Below are 19,863 nucleotides of genomic sequence, written 5' to 3'. Positions count from 1 at the left end.
TCGTCTACCGAATCCACATCTTGCAGGGTTGCGGTTGTGCTGGACACACTTTCCGCACCCTGCTGCTTCGTACGTGACGCTTTCTATGACAGGCTCGTTGTAATCCATGTAGGTCGCCTAAGAAGCGATCAGGCCGTCACCGTGGTTCGAGTCACTCACTCCAGTTGGGAAGTGAGTGGCCTGGGCGTCGGTCGGCTGACAACGGCATCTGAAGTACATGGTTCACTCGGCGCCGTCGGTTACGAGGCTCCGAGGCGGATATCGGCGGGGAGATCCCGTTGATAGTGAGCAACACTGTAGCTACCCCCCAGCCGATAGGCTGTCGATTGCGCTTCGCTGCCCCTTCTGGCTACGGGAGCAGCCCCGCCGGGGTTCCAGGTCCTGTGTTGAGATTTACTAGTTCGGAAGAATGGTGAGCACGCTCTCGTTCAGATCTGTTCAGTAGTCACAGTTGATGAGTGGATAACTGGTGAGGCGTGATCAGTTGAAGGGAGAAGGAGTTGGAGACTGCTTGAGTTGGTCGCTGCGAGACGAGTCGTTTGTAGCTCCCGAGTGAGGTGAGGTGGGAAGAACATGGGTAAGTTGGCCACAGCCCAGCACACGATGGTGCTGACGTGGTCGCCCGCCGTTCCCGCCTCGGCCACATGAACGGACGTTACAACCCACTACAGTCAGGTCGCTTCGACGTTCAACTACCTCACGCTGGCTCCCAGGGAGGCAGCGATGAGTAGCCCTCGCCGACGCACACGGGAACGGACAGCTCGCGAAGCACTCGAGATGCATCTCGCACAAGCGATCACGCGGTGTGAGTCGACAGTCGTCCGTGCTCACCTCGAAGCAGCCCGCGAACAGTGTCAACGCCTCCCGCTGACACCGATTGTTGAGTGTCCCGTCTGCGGCGTGGCCGGCCTGCCAGAACGGATCGCTGAACACGACTGCCCTGTGGGCACTCGGGACTACTAAATTCCTCCACTTGTCTCTCGCGTATTTATAGAACGACCGGTGACAAGCAGTAACGAGTATTTCAGTTTATGCCCCTACCACCGACGGCTTCGACGTCTTCCACGGGCGCGAGTTCATCACCATCCGAGAAGATGGGCAGCTCGCACCGAATTCCACGGTTGTCGAGCAGTATCTTGAGGACACCAAAGCGATGATGCTCGCCTACAATGAAGACGACAACGAGATCATCCTCGTCCCCCTCGAACAGCGGTTCGACCGGGCAGATGTCTACGGCTACAAACCTGGCGGGACGATCACAGGGCGGACCTTCGTCAAAGAGTACGGAATCGAGCATGACGAAACGGTTCGCTACCACCCGGAGTGGGATGACGACATCGGCGGCGAGCATGTTGATGGCGGCTTCCGAGTCGACCTTGATCAGGACGGCGAGGTCGTCAATACAGATGCGTCTGAAGCCGACAGCACCACCGACGAGTCTGAAGCTGCCGACTAGCAGCTCCCGCACGACCATTGGAAGCCGGCCGTAGTCACAGCGTCGTCACCCCCGACCCTCCATTTGTTTCTCGCGAGAGCCCAACCTCTCGGAGACGCTAGCGGTGACGATCCCCAACTGATCACTGCCTAAAGCGAGACAACCAACAGGCTCGCCCCACGCCGACCCACTCCTGAATACCCTCTCAGCCCCAACGATCTCCCACACGACTCCTAACCCACGCCTGTCTCACTCTTAACGCAAAACTATCGGATGGTTCTCTTCAGGCTCACTATCCACTGGTCGTTGAGGTACAAGAAGCGTGTCTTATACTCGCTCATTACCATCGAATCCCTCAAACTCGGAATCACACTTGCGAGAGCGATATCATCGAGTTGCTGTTTCGACCCAGCGAGATGCGATCAGTTTCTGCTCCCAATTCCCCCGCTTCAGCGATTCCTAACAAGGAAATGGAAAACGACCCCCCGACTGTCGACGCAAAAATGACTCACAAATGGAGCGCGACCCCCCGACCCTCAATACAAGGCTAACAAATGAAAATCTCGCGGCCACCCGACCGTCTACACGAGCTACTCCGCACCGATCTCGAAAGCAGGTTCGTCGACAACCGAACGCAGATTCACGTCGGCACGCTCACACGCAGCACGCACCACACCCGACGCGACACTCGACCGTGATCAGCAGCTCGATAGTGCTATTCTGATCGCCACTCTTACCACATACTCTATGTATTTCGGTGGGTATCTACACCACTAATTACCAGACGGGAGCCGATTCGCAGGGGGTAGTGATTAGTTCGGTAATTACCACATGGCAGTAGAATTGGGGGCGATCGTGTTAACCGCCAGAGCATGACTCCCCGACCAAGGGGGAACCCACGTAATTACCGGACGGCAACGGGTTTGCGGGGGCAGGTATTTAGTTCAGTAATTACCAGACGGCAACCCGATTGGGGCCGTCTGTAATTACCTCTCAATCCCGATCGTCGCCTGCTCCATCTCACCGCTAATTACCAGACGGCAGCCGGATTCGGCAAGGCCGTAATTAGTTCCGTAATTACCAGACGGGAGCGAGTTAGGCGGGGTTCGTAATTAGCTTCTAATTCACCCGTCTCATTCCTCTAATTACCAGACGGCACCCGATTCAGGGGCATGTATAAAAAGATATTTATTATACTCATCATTATAGCTAATTACCAGATGGCGGCCGGATTCAGGGGGTTCGTATTTAGAACACCACCCACCAAATCGAGCGTCGTTGTTCAGCCATAACCAGAGATAGCTTTAGAGGTTCTATAGAGCAATCTCCTACCCCCGTCGCAGTTCAGCCGAATTCACACAATTAGGGTTCAGGGGAGATGAAGTTCAGTGGATAGTCGCGTAGCGAACGATTCGGGCCGGAGCCAAGAAACGGGCGGGGGAAAGTGGGGGAGATGGGAGACGGACAAGGCGAAGACTATCAGAGATGTGATAGTGGATGGAACCCTCGGAGAGCGACGCAGCGGACGAGAGGGATGAGGCGATGAACAGGGGCCGACGACAGTCGAGCACCGACCACCAGCAGGAGGCCACAGAAGAGCCGCGACCAGTGCCGGCGATGAAGCGAGACAGCAGCGACTGCGAGGTAACGGGGGAGCCTGACTCGGAGGGCCGACGACTAACGAGAGGCGAACCGGACCCGAAGCTCGACGACAGACCACCAGCTGATCGATAGCATCAGATCTCAATCCACGACACCACCAGCGAGACTGACCCGGCGGCAACAACTCGACGAGCGACGGGAAGCGAGGATCGACCAGCGAGGGACACCGACCAGCGACGACACCTCGATCCGAACAGTGACCAGCATCGAAGCCGACCGACGACCGAACTGGAAGCAAGACCGAACCGGCGGGGACGCGACGACATGGAGGGACCACCGAGACGACACGACACCCGACGACGAACAGCGGCGGCGGGGCGACGACAGGAGGTGGGGGCCAGATCACGATGCGAGAGTGCGGGGTGGGGGCGCGGTCGACGACGTCGAGAGTCGCGGTCGCGATGTGAGCGGTGACGGTGGGTGTGCGGGAGACGCGATCGAGACCGCACCGAGCGCGAAGCGACGGTGGGGGGACAGGGGCGACGACGACAGCGAGGCAACGATACTGCGGGGCCGGCGAAGCGACGGGGACGGCGAAGACAACGGCGACGTCGACGAGGGAGAGGCGAGAGCGACTCGACGGTGGGGGTGGGGCGGCGACGACGAGAGCCGAAACTGCGCCAGCGGGGAACAGTTATCGACGACCGTTCAGCAGGAGGCAGCGATCGGCAGGGAGACGAGAGAGGCGAGAAGGGGGAGGTGAGGAGTGAAGAAGAAGTGGAAGGCGAAGATCGATCCCCTTCTTCTCTGTTAACTACGGTAGTTGGATCAGGCCAGATGTGGATTGTAGTGTTTCTCTAATATGTCTGCTATGTGATAGTAGTCTATATCTCAGATACTTCGTTTCAGCAGGATTCAGACACCTACTATCAGATCACAAATAAGAATTCTATATTAACTAACACCCCAATAACCTATGTGTGGCACTATCAGACTTCAAGTCCGACTCCAGTGACGAAATGTCTCAAGAAGATGTGGCGGACCACATTGAGGCATGGACTGGTATAGAGCCAACCCCTCGATCTAATGGTTACACATTCTATGCGAGAGACATAGATGGTGAGCCAGAACAGGGTACCGTATTCGCTGTCGTACTCCCAGGGCCTCGATTATGCTTCGATCCAACGGTGAAGCAGTCGGTATACGGTGAGTTCCCCACAGAATTCCTGGAGAAAGTCGACTTCGAACAAACCAACTCTTGGAGTTCGAGTTTGCGATATTCAATCAAGCTTGACTCTGAATTTCCAGATGGCGCACAGCAAGCTGTGGAGTGGTCGTATGGGCTGTTCACCAACAGCGGCTAAACGACGGTTCAGTAGTTTAGAGCCACTACTACCCTCTCGTTGTATCCGCTTCTTGTCTTGAGGTATCTCTCACAATGGATAGTTCAAAGCTAGAAATCCGTGTGAGCGGAATTAGCACGAAACATCCATAACACAAGTGTCGCACTGGCGTCGACAACGAGGTTCAGTCAGCCGTCGTGGTCAATATACTCGGCTTCCCATTCAGCTCGCGCCTCGATTTCTCTGGTGCCTCGACGAGTGGTTGTGTACTCGTTAGTTCGCCGATCGCGCTGACTTTTCTCGACAAGTCCTTTCTCAACGAGTGTGTCGAGATTCGGATAGAGGCGACCGTGGTGGATCTCTTTTTCGTAGTAGTCTTCGAGTTCGTCTTTGATTGCGAGCCCATGTGGATCATCAAGGCCGGCAATTACGTACAGCAAGTCGCGCTGAAAGCCTGTGAGATCATACATACCCTCTCTTACGTATTCGGGTTTTGAAATACTATTGATTTTCGAGATGATATTCTGATGACTATTTTACAGCCATCATCGAACATACTGGAGTAGTAGTTCAGGGGACCACGACATCTGAATTAACCAACACCCACTCTTGCTCCCCCAATTCTGTTGGTTAAGATTATTCACCGGCCGCTATGATAATGTGAGACATCTATCCCGCCGACACCGAATCTTAACCTACCCCAGACCGAATGAATACGTATGCTACGGCAGTTCCTCGGTGCGCTCGGCGTTCTCACGGCGCTCATTCCAGACCGGATCGTGGACGTATTCGAGGCGATTGCGGTTGAGAACCCTGAAGAAAACACCGTCCATTCGTGGTTTAGTCCCCTGATTCGGGTGGAAGGAGTCGTCATTACGCTCGCGGCGCTTCGTGACGGTCGCCTCTACGCGTGGCTAATGAATGTCACCGGTATCTTTGGTGCCGTCTTGCTTTTCGTCCCGCGACTGTACGAGCAAATCGCGGGGGCGCTCGTGTACGAGAACCCGGAATCGGTGGAGTGGAACGAGCATCTCACCGACGGTGTCCGCGTGATCGGCGCTGTGTACGTGCTCCTCGCGCTTTTGGACCGTCGACGTCGAAACAGGACATGACCAACGATCTCTCCGACCGCACGATCCTCCTCACCGGCGGAACAAGCGGGTTCGGACGGGTGGCAGCGGTTGACCTCGCAAAACGAGGTGCGACCGTCGCAGTCGTCGGCCGCGACGAGTCGAAGGGAGCCACCCTCGTAGAACGGTCCAGTGACCTTGCCGGAACGATCGCGTTCCATCAGGCCGACCTCGCCTCCCAATCCACCGTCAGATCGCTCGCCACAACCGTAAAACGCGAGTATGACCAGATTGACGTCCTCGCTCACAACGCCGGACTCTCGGCTGGGTCACGGCGTGAGAGTCTGGACGGGATCGAAATTACGCTCGCGGTGAACCACTTGGGCCCCTACCTCCTGACATACGAATTGCTCGACCATCTCCGTGACGCACCCGATCCGCGTGTTGTCATTACCGCCTCAGACATCCATCGGCGCGCGACACTCGATCTCGACGACCTCCAGCTGACGGACGGGTACGATTCACTCGAAGCCTACGCCCGTTCGAAGCTGGCGAACATCGCGTTCACGGTCGAACTTGATGACCGGCTCCCAGATGACTCTGCGGTCACGGTCAACTGCGTTCATCCGGGGTTCGTTCCCTCGACGGAGCTGTTTCGCGAGGCGTCGCTCCCAACGCGGCTGCTGGTTCGGATCGCCGGACTGATTCCGGGTGTCGCCACCTCAAAGCAGGCGGCCGCTGAACGCCTCCAAACGCTTCTGGTGGACCCTCGGTATGGCTCCGTAAGTGGCCAATACGTTGGCAAAGATGGTCCCGCTGATCCCGCATCCGAGGCGACGAACCAGGCGGTACGACAGCGGCTCTGGGAAATGAGTGCCGAGCTGGTCGGCATTACATCCGACTGGCCAGCGCCTAGCACCACCTAAGATACGCTCACCGCTATGGTGATGATCACGGTATCCCTGTCGTTGTTCTAAATCGGCTAGACAGATGCTCAGTACAACTCTGTAGTTGTACTCATTCCCCTTCCTGTGTGAAGTGTCCTATTTCGTCGAGAGCAAGCTCAAACCCCACGGAACAACATAAGTGAATCTCCTGTAACGTTCACCCGGACCCCGTCCTCAGACGAAGAGAATGAACGCTGCAAACTACTCGTAGTAGCTAACGCGGTCGACAACTTCCGCGAAGGCGATATTCTCCCGGACATCGGTGATCTCGATAGTGACACGCTCGCTCTGTTTGGTATCGGGAACAATAACGACGAACCCGCGCTCAACTCGGGTGATGCCGTCGCCTTGGTCACCAATGTCTTCGATTTCGACAGTGCGTTGTTCTCCTTTCTCAACAGGGGGCGTCTGTGACGCCTGCTCGGGCTGTGGATCGGCGCCAGTAGTGGTGGACTCGTTAGTGGTGGGTGACGGCAACACAGCGACACGGTACGTTTCGTCTGCCTCTAGGTCGCCCAGGTGGAGCTCTTGCTCCGGTACCTCAATCACATATGATCCGTTCCGCTCTTCGACTTTCCCTGAGAACAGACACCGAAGTTGATCTGAGATCTCCATTATAGACTGTACACTCCCATACGCGACGAACCACACATTATTCTGCTGTCTCCCTACTCCGGCGCTACAACGTTCTCACACGCCGGACACTCGGTCCACACGCCCTTTGTGCCGTCGTCCTTCTCGTACTCAACGAGGATCCATGCTTCGGATATGTCCTCACCACATCTCGGACACCGACCGAGGAACGATTCATCAGCGTTCATGCGAAGGGGTGGAAGGAGCGTGTGACAGTATTCCTTCCAAATGGATATCTGCTGGTCTTGAACCTAAGCCTTTGGCGGCTTTGCGGGCCAAACACACTAGGTTTCCGGTGGATGTAGGCTACTAGTCCGATTAACCAACATGCGCCCTTTCTCTACTTTGTTGGTTAAGATTGTGCTCGATCGCCACCCAACTTCCAAAGATTCGAACTCCTCACGAGTGGACCGATCTGTTCCTTTTTACTTGCTCCTAGACAACCCAGCGTGAATGTCTCGACGGCGAGAGGCCCTAACACCAACCCAAACAGCGGAGATTGCCCTACTCTCTGGGGTTGCTGGTGTTCTCATCGTTGTTCATTTCTTCGTCCCCGAATCACTCCGCTCGCAGTTCCTGTTCACGTACGGCGAGCCCACTGTTGTCTCGGCCTGGACCGCGGCATTCCTCCACGATAGCGTTTCACATCTAGCGTCCAGCGTAACGTGGTACGCGATCGTGATGGGATCGGCGTACGCACTCACTACAACGTGGGAGCGTCGACGTCCGTTCTGGTTCGCTGTAGTCGGGTGTCTCGTGCTCGCGCCGCTAGTGACAAAACTCGTGGATTACTGGCTGTTGAGGCTTCAGTGGAATCTTGTTGCGGACGCGACGACGGCACGTGGATTTTCCGGGGTCGTGAGTGCGTTCGGTGGATTGCTGTACGTCTCACTCGCACGTACAGTGACCGCGAGGTATGGCTATGCCGCCGGCGTCGCGACGACGGGAACAATTGTCCTCGGAGCGCTCTCCGCGCTCGCAATAACGTCTGCTGTGCTGTCTCCGTCTGTAGCTGTCGTCCTTTGTACGATTGCAGCCTTCGCGATCGGAATCTGGATTGTCAGAAACAGGCCTAAAATTCCGACGTGGCGGGCATGGGCCTGGTCACAGCGTGATGGACTCCTGTCTATCGTAGTTGGCTGTGTAGTAGTGGTCGTACTCCTTTCGCAGCTATTCCAAGTCCAACTGGATGAAACGGGGCGATTTGTCAGCGTAATCGCTCATGGAACAGGGTTTGCGACCGGTATGATCGTTACTGTACTCGTGCTCATCGCGGAGTACGTCGGCCAGCAATGGACTAAGAAACCGGGCAACCGCCTTGTGACGTAACCTGAGGGTCCTACGAGTCGTCTTCTGACGGCGGGCGTTTTGAGAGCTGATCAAATCGGTTCTGTGCTGCCTCTGATCGCTTTGTGGTTCGCTCGGGTTCATACTGCGCTGTATCCAGATCGCCGTCGACGACGGTGACTGTGAGAATCGCATCGGCGTGGTTCCCGTCCTCAGGGAGCCGATCAGCTTCCAAGATAGCATTCCCCACCTCCTCGCCGTCTCGTTCGAAAAACACGGTAGCGAACCCATCTTCGATTGAGTCCACCACGGCTGTATATTCGCCGTTGTCCAGATCAACTAGATCAGTCATGAATATGTCTCCTCTAGGACACGCTCCCCGTTAGGAGTACTGACGATCACGGTGTCCCCGTCGTTGTTCCAAATCGGCGACCCAGAACCCCAGTACAACTCAGTAGTTGTACTCGTACCACTGCCTGTGTGTAGTGTCACCGTTTGGCTGGGAGCAAGCTCGAACTCCTCGGGAACAGTATACCTCTGGCCTACTTCGTCTTCGATTGTCCAGCCAGACAGATCCAGCGTCTCATTACCGGTGTTCTCAAAGACAACGTATTCGTCGTTCAGATTATCACGGTCATCACCAGCCGCATCCGCGTGGATATCGGCGACTGTCAGGCCGGCTTCAGCTGCCGTCTCATCTGTCCCACTGTCCGTGTCATCGGGAGTGTCGTTGCTACCAGTGTCGATACTGGTTGTCCCATCGCTCTCAATGCGGGCACGGTCACTAACAGCGTCAGGCACTCCAACGTCGATCGGATCGCCCTCGCGGAGCGTACTCGGATCAGTCGGGGCGTCTCGCTGGGTTTGGACAGTAACGGTCTGTCCGTCGCTAGTCAAGACGATGTTGCCGTGCGTGGCGGTCCAGTACGCTGGGAGTGAACGCTCAGCAAGTCGCTGGAGGACCTCCTCGTGGGGATGTCCGTATTGGGAATCATATGCGCTCGAGATTACGACTGTTTGCGGATCGACCGCATCAAGAAACGCTCCACTTGACGAGCTCGCAGAGCCGTGGTGGCCGGCTTTCAGAATTGTCGACTCCAGCTCTGACCCGTATTCGTCGACGAGGTACGCTTCCTGGTCGTCTTCGGCATCACCTGAGAGCAAGAAGCTCGTTTTGCCGTGGGTGAGCTTGAGGACAATGCTGTTCTCGTTGCGATCTTCGTTTTCGAGGTGCGGATCCGGTGGGCCAAGGACAGCGACGTCGACATCACCAAAGTCGATTGTGTCGCCTTCGCGCGTTTCGTACAGTGTCACGTCGTGTGCTTCGATCGCGTCGAGATACTCGGCGTAGGTTTGTGTGCTTGACGCGATACCGGGGTCGTACACCGCCCCGATCCCGTCGGCTTCTGTTTCGTAGTACTCGATGATCGCGGCGTTCCCACCGATGTGGTCGGCGTCGTTGTGTGAGGTAACGAGGTGATCGATTCGTGTGATGTCTTGTGCTTGGAGATACTCGAGGACGTGTTCGCCGTCATCGTTGTAGTGCCCAGTATCGACGAGCATGGTGTCGCCGTCGGAACCAACGATGAGTGTACTCACTGACTGGCCGACGTTGATGTAATGGACTTCGACAGTTCCGTTTGCTGTCGGTGTCGACTCGTTTCCGGTGTCTGGGGTACTCGCGGACGGATCGCCAGGAACCGCCCCTGAACAGCCCGCGAGGAGGACGATCCCCACGATAATGAGGAGTCGACCGTGACTCCCGATTGAGCTCATAGTTGAGGACTCTTCTCAACTGGTAAAGCACTCGGGGTGTGGTGGGTGGGGGGTCCCAGTGAGCAGGATATCCATATCGACGACTCTGTCGTAATTCTTCTCAAATGACACAAGCTCCGTGCGAGATACAGACGATGTACCGGTCCAGTCTACACCATCACCGGCCCATCACTCTGGGTCCACTTCCTCGATGAGTTTTGGGTGGTAGTGCCTGACAAGTTCCGTCATCGACTCTACAACTGTGTCGACGAATTCCTCGTCAGGTTCGCGGTCCAGTTGCTCGAACTCTATGTACACCAAATCGCTGTTCGGGCGGTGCTCGTCGCTCGTTTGGAACCCTTCTAACTGGTCGGCATTTTCCGCAATAACGTCACGAACTCTGTCTTTTTCTTGTTCATCCGATCCAAAGAGACCGATACTCACGACTGCCTTCCCTCGCTCTACCATGTGAGGTTTAAACCGATACAGGACCATATCTGGATGGTCAGGATGTTTCGAGTCAAATCCCAGTCTGCGAGATGCCGGCCCACTGATGTCTGCTGGACTCGAATGGTGGGTCATCTCCCCAATTTCATCATACATGCGGTCCCGGACTTGCCGAATGATGGTGGAGTAGTCGACCTTACTGTCTTCTGGTTGGACCCGTGACAGTGGATAGTCCACGACCGTTGAAGACACCAACAACGATTGATTCATCGCTGTATTGTCGGGGAACTGGAACCACTGTACGGCAACACACTGGACGGCCAGTCCTTGTTCAAGGAGGTACTTGGCATTGTTCTCGGTGCGTGAGGTAATCTCTTCGGCGAGGATTACCATCCGCTGGTGGGTATTGAACTCGTCGACGCCGCCACCGAATGCTGTTTCGTGAGCCTCTTTGAGCGACTCCTCCACGACCGCTGTGTCGCCAATATCCCACTCGCCGTCACGAAGGTTCCTCTTGTACTCGAGGTAGATCTCTTCCAGGTCATCGTAATCGTAGCCGCTGAGGGACTGAGCGTAGTTCTGTGGCTGGCTGAGGATTGTTTCCTCGCTGGCGCTTCCAGATCCGCTTTGTCCTTTCTTGAGTTCAACGACAACGACATTGCCCCACTGGTCGAGCGCGAGCAGGTCAGGAATGCCGGTGTCCAATCCGTACTGCCGCCCGAAAATCAACAGTGGTTCATTCAAGATGACTTCAGGATTCGCGTGAAGCCAGGACTCTAACTGCCATTCCGTCTCGACTGCTTCACGATCTAATTCCAGCGTCTGTGGTCTGTCTGGGTGCTGGTCGAATTGAAAAACACGCATAGTGGCCTTCACAGACTGATATTATATTAGGTTTTCCATGTTTTGGACTTCCCCGATACGGCGCTGAAGGGTCATTCGTCTTCAGTTAAGACTCACACCTCGGACGTGTAGCGGTAGCGAGCGTCTCTTGTAAGATCGGTCGCTGCCTGTGGATCTTTTGAGCGTCTTCGATCAGTCGTTCAAGCAGCGGCGGTGGTGAGTAGCCGAGGTACTCACCCAGTTTGTGGAGGAAAAGCTGGGCGTGCGACCGGAAGGTCGCCGCCCAGCGCTCTGTCGGAAACACGAGCTCATCATCCGCCTGTTCAGTGACCAGATCCAATAAATCGCGGCTTACAAGCAGCGACAGCAGTGCTGCGTATAGTAAGATCTTCACCACGTGTTCGTCGCTCGTGTCGAACTCATCCAAGTTGTACTGCGTCTTCAGCTCACGGAACAACAACTCAACTTCCCACCGACATCGGTAGATCTGCGCTAAATCAGCCGGAAAAAACTCCTTCCTCGTCAAATTCGTCATATACAGATGGTAGTCGTCGGCGTCCTCGTTGCGGACGCCGACGACGCGGAACCTCTTCGTATCCAACGACTGCGTCCCGTTGTACGGTCCTCGTTTGAACTCCACTTCGACCTCTACATCGATGTACCTCCGGTCAAGATCGTCGAGAACAGCTCGGAGCTGCTTGCCCTCCAAGGGAATGGCGCGGCCGCGCCATTCCCGTAATTCTGCCGTAATCACCGGGTTCGCGTTCTTCTTCAACCGGCTGACGAAGTAGCCGTCGTTCTCGTCGATCAGCGCAAACCGGCGGTACTTGAAGTAGGCGAGATCGAACAGCATGAGACGGTTCTCAAGCCATGGCCCTGTCTTGAACAGGGTGCTGTCGTGTGCTTTCTCGTCAGCAGTATCAATCTGTTCGATCGTCTGCTTTGTGGCATTATGGAGCAGGTGGAGCTTCGCTCCAGCCTGCTCCTCATGGGGGGCTTCGAACTGATCTGAAAGAAACTCATGTAACCGCAACACCGTTCCATCAGCGATCATCACATCTCTGAACCGGTCGATATCAGCAGCTGTCGCGTCAGGAACAGCGACCTCGTCGAGACCGCGCTCGACGAGGTCGCGGAGGTACTCCGCAAGCGTCGGAGTCAACCGCTGATAGAACCCACTCGGTGAGATCGTCTCATCGGCAGTCGAGTTGTAACAGCGTCTAAACCCGGCGAGTGTTCGGCTTTCGCCTGCGGCGAAGCCGAACACGAATGTCCAGACGAAGGCAGGAATCTGAAGCTTTCGGTCACGTTCGACCACGCCGAGTTCCTCGGCGTGCTGTTTGAGGAACTCAGAGGGAAACAGTGTAGTGAGCCGACGCATAATTCGAGATGAGGAGTCCTTGTCGTGCACAGACTGGACTTCCTCATTCCTTCCGAAAGATGTCCCGATAAACCACCGCAGTTACGCGGTTTCTTGCTTAACTGAAGACGGATGCGCTGAAGGGTCATTGGTGTACCCCACAAGTTGAACGGGAATGTTCCCGTTCGGTTCTATGACCGATACGCGCCCACTATTCACCACGGCCGCTAAAATCCATCAACAAGGGATTGTTTCCTAGAGACCTGTCCGGGAATCGGAGGACAAAGGAGACAAGTTCCGCGAGACGCCGGCGGCGCACCGGTGAGCGCGAGAGAAGGTCAACTGGCTCTAGATTTTAGGGGTGATTCCGGCTCGGTGGAACTCCTCTGAACTGGATCAGAACTTATACTCAGAGGTATCAACCCCTGATCCGCCTTGAATAGCCGCCCATTTGTTCCAACCCGTTTTGATGTTCCCTCCATCAGCGAAGCTTTTCAGCTTACTCGACAATTCGTCCGGAGACCAGTCGTTTAGATACTCCAGACCATCTTGTTGTCTCATTTCGTGAAACATCGAAGCTGCGCGTGCTGCCCGCTGTGGTTCTCCAAAAGCGTTCTGTATGGCATCTTGGAACTCATCACTCATACTCCCGAATTGTTCTTCTCTCGTAATTTAATACTAAGGGGCTCTGTTGAAATCCTTAGAGAGTGATATGTTTTCGAGGACGTGCTATTGTATTAACCAAGTGGGGGTTACTGCGGTTTTGTGTATAGCACTTCCTTCTCGACGAATCTTGAGATCAGCTGACCAGTACAGAGAGATAGTGAAACAGCGGTATGTATTCAGGATTTGGTAGGTTGATCAGTGCAAGATACAGAGGGTGAGCCCAGTATTTCCCCAATTATTTCACGTTTCTATTGGTGAATCATCCGCTCGGTACTATAACCTTACATACCGCTCCGCATACTTCTGAGGGTTAGGTAGCAAACATCTTTGTTCTAGGACTGTTTGATAGTAAACAATCTATGTACCGGTATTCCGACTTGGGCCAGCAGCAGAACTGGTGGCGAGTTCGAATCGGCACCGAGAGGACCAATTGCTGTATCTCTGTGGTCGAATAATGATCGCTTCTTCCCCAGTCATCGATTCGTCGACGGTGTTGCTCGTCGGAACAGACGACTGGCTCACGCGATTCGCCACGACGCTCGAGGCACGGACTAACGCGACTGTGCATACAGTCGAGGGCAAAACGGAGGCGCTTGATATCGTGGAAAAGGGGACCGCTGACTGTCTCATTAGTGAGTACGCACTCAAAGAGATGACCGGACTCGATCTCCTTAGAGAGATCCGCGAGGAAACGACTGCGCTACCAGTACTACTGGGTACTACTGCCGGGAACGAGGCCATTGCCAGCGAGGCGATCGGAGCCGGTGTCACCGATTACATCGCACTCGTGGAACCAGTTGAGGAGATGGCCGACGAACTCATCGAGCGAACTGAGTGTGTCCTCCGATCTGCTCAGCGGTCGGCCACACAACGGGAGCGAGCCAGACAGTTTGACGCGATATTTAACGATTTGCGGACCGCAACGTGGGTGCTTGACCAGGATGGTGCACTCACCCGTGTGAACGAAACCGCACGGGAGATGATCGATGCAGACGTCGAATCGGTCGTTGGCGAGCCCTTCGAGACGCTTCCGTGGTGGGTAGAGCCCGATGCAACGAACACGGACGTACAACAAATCGTGGAGAACGCACTCGACGGCAAATTCGGCAACGCGGTCGTCACACAGCCGCCACACATCGAGGACTCGCGCGTCATCGATCTCTCCATGCGCCCAGTCAAGAACGAAAGTGGAGAGATCGTTTCAATTGTCGTTGAAGGCGTTGATATCACCGAGCGTGTTGACCTCGAACGTGACCTCCGTCAATCAGAGGAACTCCATCGTGTTACGCTGAACAACATGACTGACACGGTTCTCATCACGAACGAAGACGGCAGGTACACCTACGTCTGTCCCAACGTCCACTTCATCTTCGGCTACACGGCTGATGAGATTCACGAGCAAGGGACAATTGACGACCTCTTGGGTGAGGATCTCTTCGATCGTGCCGAACTCGCGGCTGAGGGAGTACTCAAAAACATTGAGACGACCGCGACTGACAAAGCAGGTCGCGAGCACACACTCCTCGTTAACATCCGCGAAGTCTCGATTCAGGACGGAAGCCTCCTATTCAGCTGTCGAGATATCACGAAACGCAAGCAGCGCGAGGAAGCACTCGCAACGCTCCATGAGACGGCCCGCGATTTCCTCTACGCCGAGACCCACCAAGAAATTGCCCAGCATATCGTCGACGATACACCGAGTGTACTAAATCTGGATGCGAGTGCGGTCTACCTCTTTGATACCGATACCAGCAATCTCCGTCCCGCAGCGCACTCGGCCACAATGAAAGAATTCAACGGACCGCTCCCCACCGTTCATGCCGACGGAGAAACGCTTCCGAGTTACAGTTTTGTCGAGGACGAAGCGTTGTTTTTCGACGATGTCCACGAGACAGAGCGACTCGAAAACCGGGCGACTGACCTTCGCAGTGCAGCCTACATTCCACTTGGCAACCACGGTGTATTCATCGTTGGTTCAGACCACGTTGGCGTCTTCGACGACGTGACCCGAGAGCTGGCCGATCTACTCGCCGCAACCGCTGAGGCAGCCCTCGACCGCATTACACGAGAGTCCCGACTCCGTGAACAGGATCGCACACTCCAGCAGCAAAACGAACAGCTCACCGCTCTGAACCGCATCAACGAGACGATTCGTGAGATCGATCAAGCAGTCGTACAAGCCGAAACGCGGGATGAGATTGATCAGACAGTCTGTGAACTGTTGACTGCCGATGATCGGTTCAGGTTCGCCTGGATAGGCACGGTTGACCCGGCGACCGACACCATCGAGCCACGGGCCTGGGCAGGCACCGAGCAGGGATATTTGGATAGTCAGTCATTTGCTGTCGACGTGGGAAATACAGAGCCAGCTGGACAAACCACGGCCACCGGCGACGTGACGATGGTCTCGAACGTCGCTGCCGGGATCCGTGACGAACTATGGCGCAAAGACGCCGTCGCTCGCGACTACCTATCTGTATTGAGCATTCCCCTCGTATACAACGACCTCACGCACGGCGTCCTGACGGTCTACGCGCCGACCCAAGATGCGTTCGACGACACGACGAAGACCGTCCTAGCCGAACTCGGCGAAACAATTGCGTCTGCTCTCAGTGCGATCGAGCGGAAGAATGCACTCCTCACGACATCGATGACGCGTGTCGAGTTCAGCATCGATGATCCGGCATTCGTCCTCTCACGGCTTGCGAAGGACGCCGAGTGTACTCTCTCGTATCAGGGAGGAGTCCAGCAATCCACAGAGGGAAGCTACGTATTCGTCAACGTTGAAGACTCATCGCTGGAGGACGTCGTAGAAGCCGCCTCGCAGCTGGTTGCTATCGGTGATGTCCAGACGATCAGTACCGAGGATGAAGGCGGCGTTCTACGACTCCGGCTTACACAGCCGTTTCTCGCCTTAGAACTGGCCGATCACGGCGCCGTGTTTCGCGGAGCGACGGCTGATCCGACCACGACGACGCTCGTCATCGATATCCCTGACAGTATCGACGTCCGAACGATCACGCAACTCGTGCGCGAGACGTTCTCCACTGTCGAACTCCGTGCCAAACAGTCCCTCGATCAGACCGCTGCACACGATCTCTATTCGAGGTTCCTCGACAAGCTAACCGAGCGACAACTCGAGGTGATCCAAACCGCATACTACAGCGGGTATTTCGAGTCGCCACGCGAGAGCACCGGAGAAGACGTTGCAGCGACGTTAGGAATTTCTCCGCCTGCCTTCTATACACACGCTCGGACCGTCCAACGCAAACTGTTTGCGACGCTTTTTGAAGAGAACAACCTCCCTATCGCTGCTTCTACTAATATTATTGAATAACAAACCACGAATTTTTTAGATGGTTTGTTATTCAACACCCCAATATTCCCTTATACACTTATTATCCGTATGTAGAGTGCCCTGGTCTGGTGCTGGCACTCGTGAACTCACCATGAAAGATATCGACCCTGAAACAGACGAAGAAGCCACGTACGAGTGTTTTGAGTGTGGGAAAATCATCATCGCAGAGACAGGCCCCGGACAGTGTCCCGACTGTAGTGGATCGATGCGAAACCGTCAAATGCCGCTCGAATGACTATGGCCTCCAAAGCCGATACTACCCGCGACGAGTCAGGCGACGATGCGGAATCATCGATCGAGTCGGAATCTGCGCTCGAAACGGCCCGTCGCCAGCTGTACCAAGCTGCCGATCACCTCGACATTGATCCGAACGTCGTCGAGCGTCTCAAACACCCGAAAAAGGTTCACGAGGTGACGATCCCCATCAAGCGGGACGACGGAACTGTCGAAGTGTTCACGGGCTATCGAGCCCAACACGACAGCGTCAGAGGTCCGTACAAAGGTGGGCTTCGGTACCACCCACACGTCACCAGAGACGAGTGTGTCGGACTCGGTATGTGGATGACCTGGAAATGTGCCGTTATGGACCTGCCCTTCGGCGGGGCCAAAGGCGGCGTCGCTGTCAATCCAAAGGACCTGAGTTCGGACGAAAAGGAGCGACTCACTCGTCGGTTCGCGCAGGAACTTCGCGATGCCGTCGGCCCCAATCAGGATATTCCAGCCCCCGACATGGGGACGGATCCACAAACCATGGCGTGGTTGATGGACGCGTACTCGATGCAGGAAGGTGAGACGACACCGGGTGTCGTCACCGGCAAACCGCCGATCGTTGGCGGCAGTGAGGGGCGAGAAGAAGCCCCTGGTCGGAGTGTCGCGATTATTACGAAGTTAGTCTGCGAGTACTATGACCGGGAACTCACGGACACGACCGTCGCAGTCCAGGGCTACGGGAGCGTCGGGGCGAATGCCGCACGATTGCTCGACGAGTGGGGCGCGACCATCGTCGCGATCAGCGACGTGAACGGGGCGATGTACGATCCTGAGGGGATCGATACAGCTTCTGTCCCGTCGCACGATGAGGAACCGGAAGCCGTCACCACATATGCGGACACCGTAATCTCGAACGGCGAGTTGCTCACGCTCGACGTCGACGTACTCATTCCAGCAGCATTGGGGAATGTGATCACCGAAGAGAATGCGGAGGCGGTCGCTGCAGACATCGTCGTCGAAGGCGCTAATGGCCCGACGACCTCGACGGCCGATTCGATCCTCGCAGAGCGAGATATCGCGGTGATTCCCGATATTCTCGCCAATGCGGGCGGCGTGACGGTGAGCTATTTCGAGTGGCTCCAGGACATTAATCGACGGTCTTGGTCGCTCGAACGGGTGAACGACGAACTCGAAACGGAGATGCAGGCCGCTTGGCAGGCCGTCCAGACAGAGTTCGAACACCGAGACATCACCTGGCGAGATGCAGCCTACATCGTGGCACTCACACGTATTGCTGAGGCCCACAAGGCGCGAGGGCTCTGGCCCTAATTCAAATATGACTGACACCGACAGTCAGTGCTGTATGAGAACTCTATACTGACCGATTCATCCCAGCCACAATTGGTTGAATCTTCGTGACCGATATGCGCGCTATATCTCGCACGACTACAACAATAGATAGTTAAAATGGTAGAAACTTAGACGGTTACTACGCAGTCTTCAGCGAACAGCTGTTTCGGAGAAAAATGTGTCTGAAGAAAATTATATAAACAAGTCAGAAAAGAGATATATGTGTATCCAGATCTAGCCTCAGTAGTTGTGTCAGTGCAATCAGCCACCACGCTATTTTGATTTAGCCCCGGAAATGCCAATAGCATTCAGCGTATTTGGAGAGATACCACTAATGGAGCGAGATGACTTCGACGAGACGGCCCCCGGTGAAATCATTCCCACGACGACACCAAAGGGAACGTATTCGGCGTTTCAGCCTGACCCTCTTCCTCCCTCAATCAGTACTGAGGAACTCATTACACCGCTGGCCGAGGCGACACAGGCACTTGGTCGACTTCACGGCATCGGTCCACGTGTCGGCTCAAGGGAGATCCTGATCGAGCCGTTCATCCGAAAAGAAGCGCTGGAGTCCTCGCAAATCGAGGGCACACATGCTACTCTTTCAGACATCTACGCCTATGAGGCTGGACAGGAGGCTCTCATCGACGAAGACAGGCAGCAGGGCACCCAAGAAGTCGTGAACTATCTACACGCGCTGACGCACGGATTGGATGCGATCACAGCTGGCGATCCAATCACCGTCGAATTGCTATGCGAGATGCACGACCGGTTGCTTTCGGGTGTCCGTGGGGATGAGGCTGACCCAGGAGAACTCCGTACGACTCAGAACTTTATCGGCAGTACGCCATACATCCAAGACGCCAGGTACGTGCCGCCGCCCCCGAACGAGATCCCCGGCCTTCTCGAAGACTTGCTCAAGTATGCGAACCAAGAGACAAATCTGCATCCACTTCTCCGAATCGGGCTGATCCACTACCAGTTCGAGACGATTCACCCGTTTCTCGATGGGAACGGACGACTCGGGCGGCTATTGATCAGTCTCCTTCTGCAACGTGATGGTCTCTTGCCCGAGCCGTATCTCTACCTGAGTTCGTATTTCAACGCACGACGGTCAGATTACGTTGATCATCTCTTGTCAGTCAGTCAGCACGGTGAATGGGAAGAGTGGCTCCTGTTTTTCCTGCGTGGCGTGCAGTCGCAAGCAGATGAGGCCCACCAGCGGGCCAACCTGCTAGTCGACCTCCGAGAAGACTATCAACAGCGCTATCAGAGCGAGCGGTCTGAGAATATCCTTGAACTGGTGATGCGGCTCTTCGAAGATCCGTACCTGGACGTGAACACAGCAGCCGACTGGTTGGATGTCGAATACAGCACGGCTAACCGACTGATCGGACAGCTCGAAGATGACGGAATACTCGAAGAACTCACCGGGAAAGATCGGAATCGGTTCTACCGGGCGAGCGAAGTCTTCCAGATCATCAACAAGCCGATCGATCAGCTCTGAACGGCTGAGCAGAGAGGGCTTGAGGCATACGCATTGAGACAACCGGTCTC

At 55.4% G+C, this 19,863-nt stretch carries 18 protein-coding genes; 9 read left to right on the top strand and 9 right to left on the bottom strand.

The genetic code is table 11. The features are described from left to right. Positions 1-1,024 precede the first annotated feature (1,024 nt). Positions 1,025-1,474, bottom strand: a complete 450-nt coding sequence (locus tag ESO89_RS06115) for a hypothetical protein (RefSeq protein WP_128904713.1) — start codon at positions 1,472-1,474, stop codon at positions 1,025-1,027. Between the two features lie 1,819 nt (positions 1,475-3,293). On the opposite strand from ESO89_RS06115, the gene ESO89_RS06110 reads away from it, so the two are divergent. Together ESO89_RS06110 and ESO89_RS06105 are read left to right on the top strand one after the other, a co-directional pair. Next, the gene (locus ESO89_RS06110) at positions 3,294-3,800 is read left to right on the top strand and encodes a hypothetical protein (RefSeq protein ID WP_128904712.1); all 507 of its coding nucleotides are present in this window, start codon (positions 3,294-3,296) and stop codon (positions 3,798-3,800) included. Between the two features lie 217 nt (positions 3,801-4,017). Further along, positions 4,018-4,401: a hypothetical protein gene (locus ESO89_RS06105; RefSeq protein WP_128904711.1), complete on the top strand. Its 384-nt coding sequence runs from the start codon at positions 4,018-4,020 to the stop codon at positions 4,399-4,401. A gap of 167 nt (positions 4,402-4,568) precedes the next feature. Here ESO89_RS06105 and ESO89_RS06100 read toward each other — a convergent pair whose 3' ends face one another. Further along, positions 4,569-4,850 (bottom strand): helix-turn-helix transcriptional regulator, encoded by a 282-nt coding sequence (locus ESO89_RS06100; RefSeq protein ID WP_122106947.1) that lies wholly within the window; start codon positions 4,848-4,850, stop codon positions 4,569-4,571. Between the two features lie 249 nt (positions 4,851-5,099). Between ESO89_RS06100 and ESO89_RS06095 the strand changes: the two genes are divergently transcribed. Beyond that, positions 5,100-5,492: a hypothetical protein gene (locus ESO89_RS06095; protein WP_128904710.1), complete on the top strand. Its 393-nt coding sequence runs from the start codon at positions 5,100-5,102 to the stop codon at positions 5,490-5,492. Further along, on the top strand, positions 5,489-6,376 hold the full coding sequence (locus ESO89_RS06090; RefSeq protein ID WP_128904709.1) for an SDR family NAD(P)-dependent oxidoreductase: 888 nt from the start codon (positions 5,489-5,491) through the stop codon (positions 6,374-6,376). The genes ESO89_RS06095 and ESO89_RS06090 overlap by 4 nt, the downstream gene beginning before the upstream one ends. Positions 6,377-6,598: 222 nt before the next feature. Here ESO89_RS06090 and ESO89_RS06085 read toward each other — a convergent pair whose 3' ends face one another. Beyond that, positions 6,599-7,012 (bottom strand): TRAM domain-containing protein, encoded by a 414-nt coding sequence (locus ESO89_RS06085; protein ID WP_394345374.1) that lies wholly within the window; start codon positions 7,010-7,012, stop codon positions 6,599-6,601. 53 nt (positions 7,013-7,065) lie between these two features. Next, the gene (locus tag ESO89_RS18450; protein ID WP_164932751.1) at positions 7,066-7,218 is read right to left on the bottom strand and encodes a DUF7837 family putative zinc-binding protein; all 153 of its coding nucleotides are present in this window, start codon (positions 7,216-7,218) and stop codon (positions 7,066-7,068) included. 265 nt (positions 7,219-7,483) lie between these two features. Between ESO89_RS18450 and ESO89_RS06080 the strand changes: the two genes are divergently transcribed. Continuing rightward, positions 7,484-8,359, top strand: a complete 876-nt coding sequence (locus tag ESO89_RS06080) for a hypothetical protein (protein WP_122106961.1) — start codon at positions 7,484-7,486, stop codon at positions 8,357-8,359. A gap of 10 nt (positions 8,360-8,369) precedes the next feature. On the opposite strand, the gene ESO89_RS06075 is transcribed toward ESO89_RS06080, so the two are convergent. The 5 genes from ESO89_RS06075 to ESO89_RS06055 all read right to left on the bottom strand — a co-directional run bounded on the left by ESO89_RS06075 (position 8,370) and on the right by ESO89_RS06055 (position 13,367). Then, entirely contained in the window at positions 8,370-8,669 is a 300-nt protein-coding gene (locus ESO89_RS06075) for a DUF3006 family protein (RefSeq protein ID WP_122106960.1), read from the bottom strand. Beyond that, positions 8,666-10,093, bottom strand: coding sequence for a lamin tail domain-containing protein (locus ESO89_RS06070; protein WP_203227930.1), 1,428 nt, complete (start codon positions 10,091-10,093; stop codon positions 8,666-8,668). The genes ESO89_RS06075 and ESO89_RS06070 overlap by 4 nt, the downstream gene beginning before the upstream one ends. 168 nt (positions 10,094-10,261) lie before the next feature. After that, positions 10,262-11,383 (bottom strand): PDDEXK family nuclease, encoded by a 1,122-nt coding sequence (locus ESO89_RS06065; protein ID WP_128904708.1) that lies wholly within the window; start codon positions 11,381-11,383, stop codon positions 10,262-10,264. An 85-nt stretch (positions 11,384-11,468) separates the two neighbouring features. Next, on the bottom strand, positions 11,469-12,743 hold the full coding sequence (locus ESO89_RS06060) for an IS4 family transposase (RefSeq protein ID WP_128904735.1): 1,275 nt from the start codon (positions 12,741-12,743) through the stop codon (positions 11,469-11,471). 375 nt (positions 12,744-13,118) lie between these two features. Continuing rightward, on the bottom strand, positions 13,119-13,367 hold the full coding sequence (locus tag ESO89_RS06055; protein WP_128904707.1) for a hypothetical protein: 249 nt from the start codon (positions 13,365-13,367) through the stop codon (positions 13,119-13,121). Positions 13,368-13,842: 475 nt separating this feature from the next. Between ESO89_RS06055 and ESO89_RS06050 the strand changes: the two genes are divergently transcribed. The 4 genes from ESO89_RS06050 to ESO89_RS06035 all read left to right on the top strand — a co-directional run bounded on the left by ESO89_RS06050 (position 13,843) and on the right by ESO89_RS06035 (position 19,813). Continuing rightward, positions 13,843-16,725 (top strand): bacterio-opsin activator domain-containing protein, encoded by a 2,883-nt coding sequence (locus tag ESO89_RS06050; protein ID WP_128904706.1) that lies wholly within the window; start codon positions 13,843-13,845, stop codon positions 16,723-16,725. A 112-nt stretch (positions 16,726-16,837) separates the two neighbouring features. Continuing rightward, complete coding sequence (locus ESO89_RS06045; RefSeq protein ID WP_128904705.1) at positions 16,838-16,981, top strand: rubrerythrin-like domain-containing protein; 144 nt, start codon at positions 16,838-16,840, stop codon at positions 16,979-16,981. Between the two features lie 2 nt (positions 16,982-16,983). Next, positions 16,984-18,285, top strand: coding sequence for a glutamate dehydrogenase GdhB (gene gdhB, locus ESO89_RS06040; RefSeq protein WP_394345373.1), 1,302 nt, complete (start codon positions 16,984-16,986; stop codon positions 18,283-18,285). Positions 18,286-18,640: 355 nt separating this feature from the next. Further along, positions 18,641-19,813 (top strand): Fic family protein, encoded by a 1,173-nt coding sequence (locus ESO89_RS06035; RefSeq protein WP_128904703.1) that lies wholly within the window; start codon positions 18,641-18,643, stop codon positions 19,811-19,813. The last annotated feature ends 50 nt before the right edge of the window (positions 19,814-19,863 follow it).

Origin of the sequence: Halorubrum amylolyticum (genome assembly GCF_004114995.1) — an archaeon.
Taxonomy (GTDB): domain Archaea; phylum Halobacteriota; class Halobacteria; order Halobacteriales; family Haloferacaceae; genus Halorubrum; species Halorubrum amylolyticum.
This window is presented reverse-complemented; position numbering and strand designations above follow the sequence as displayed.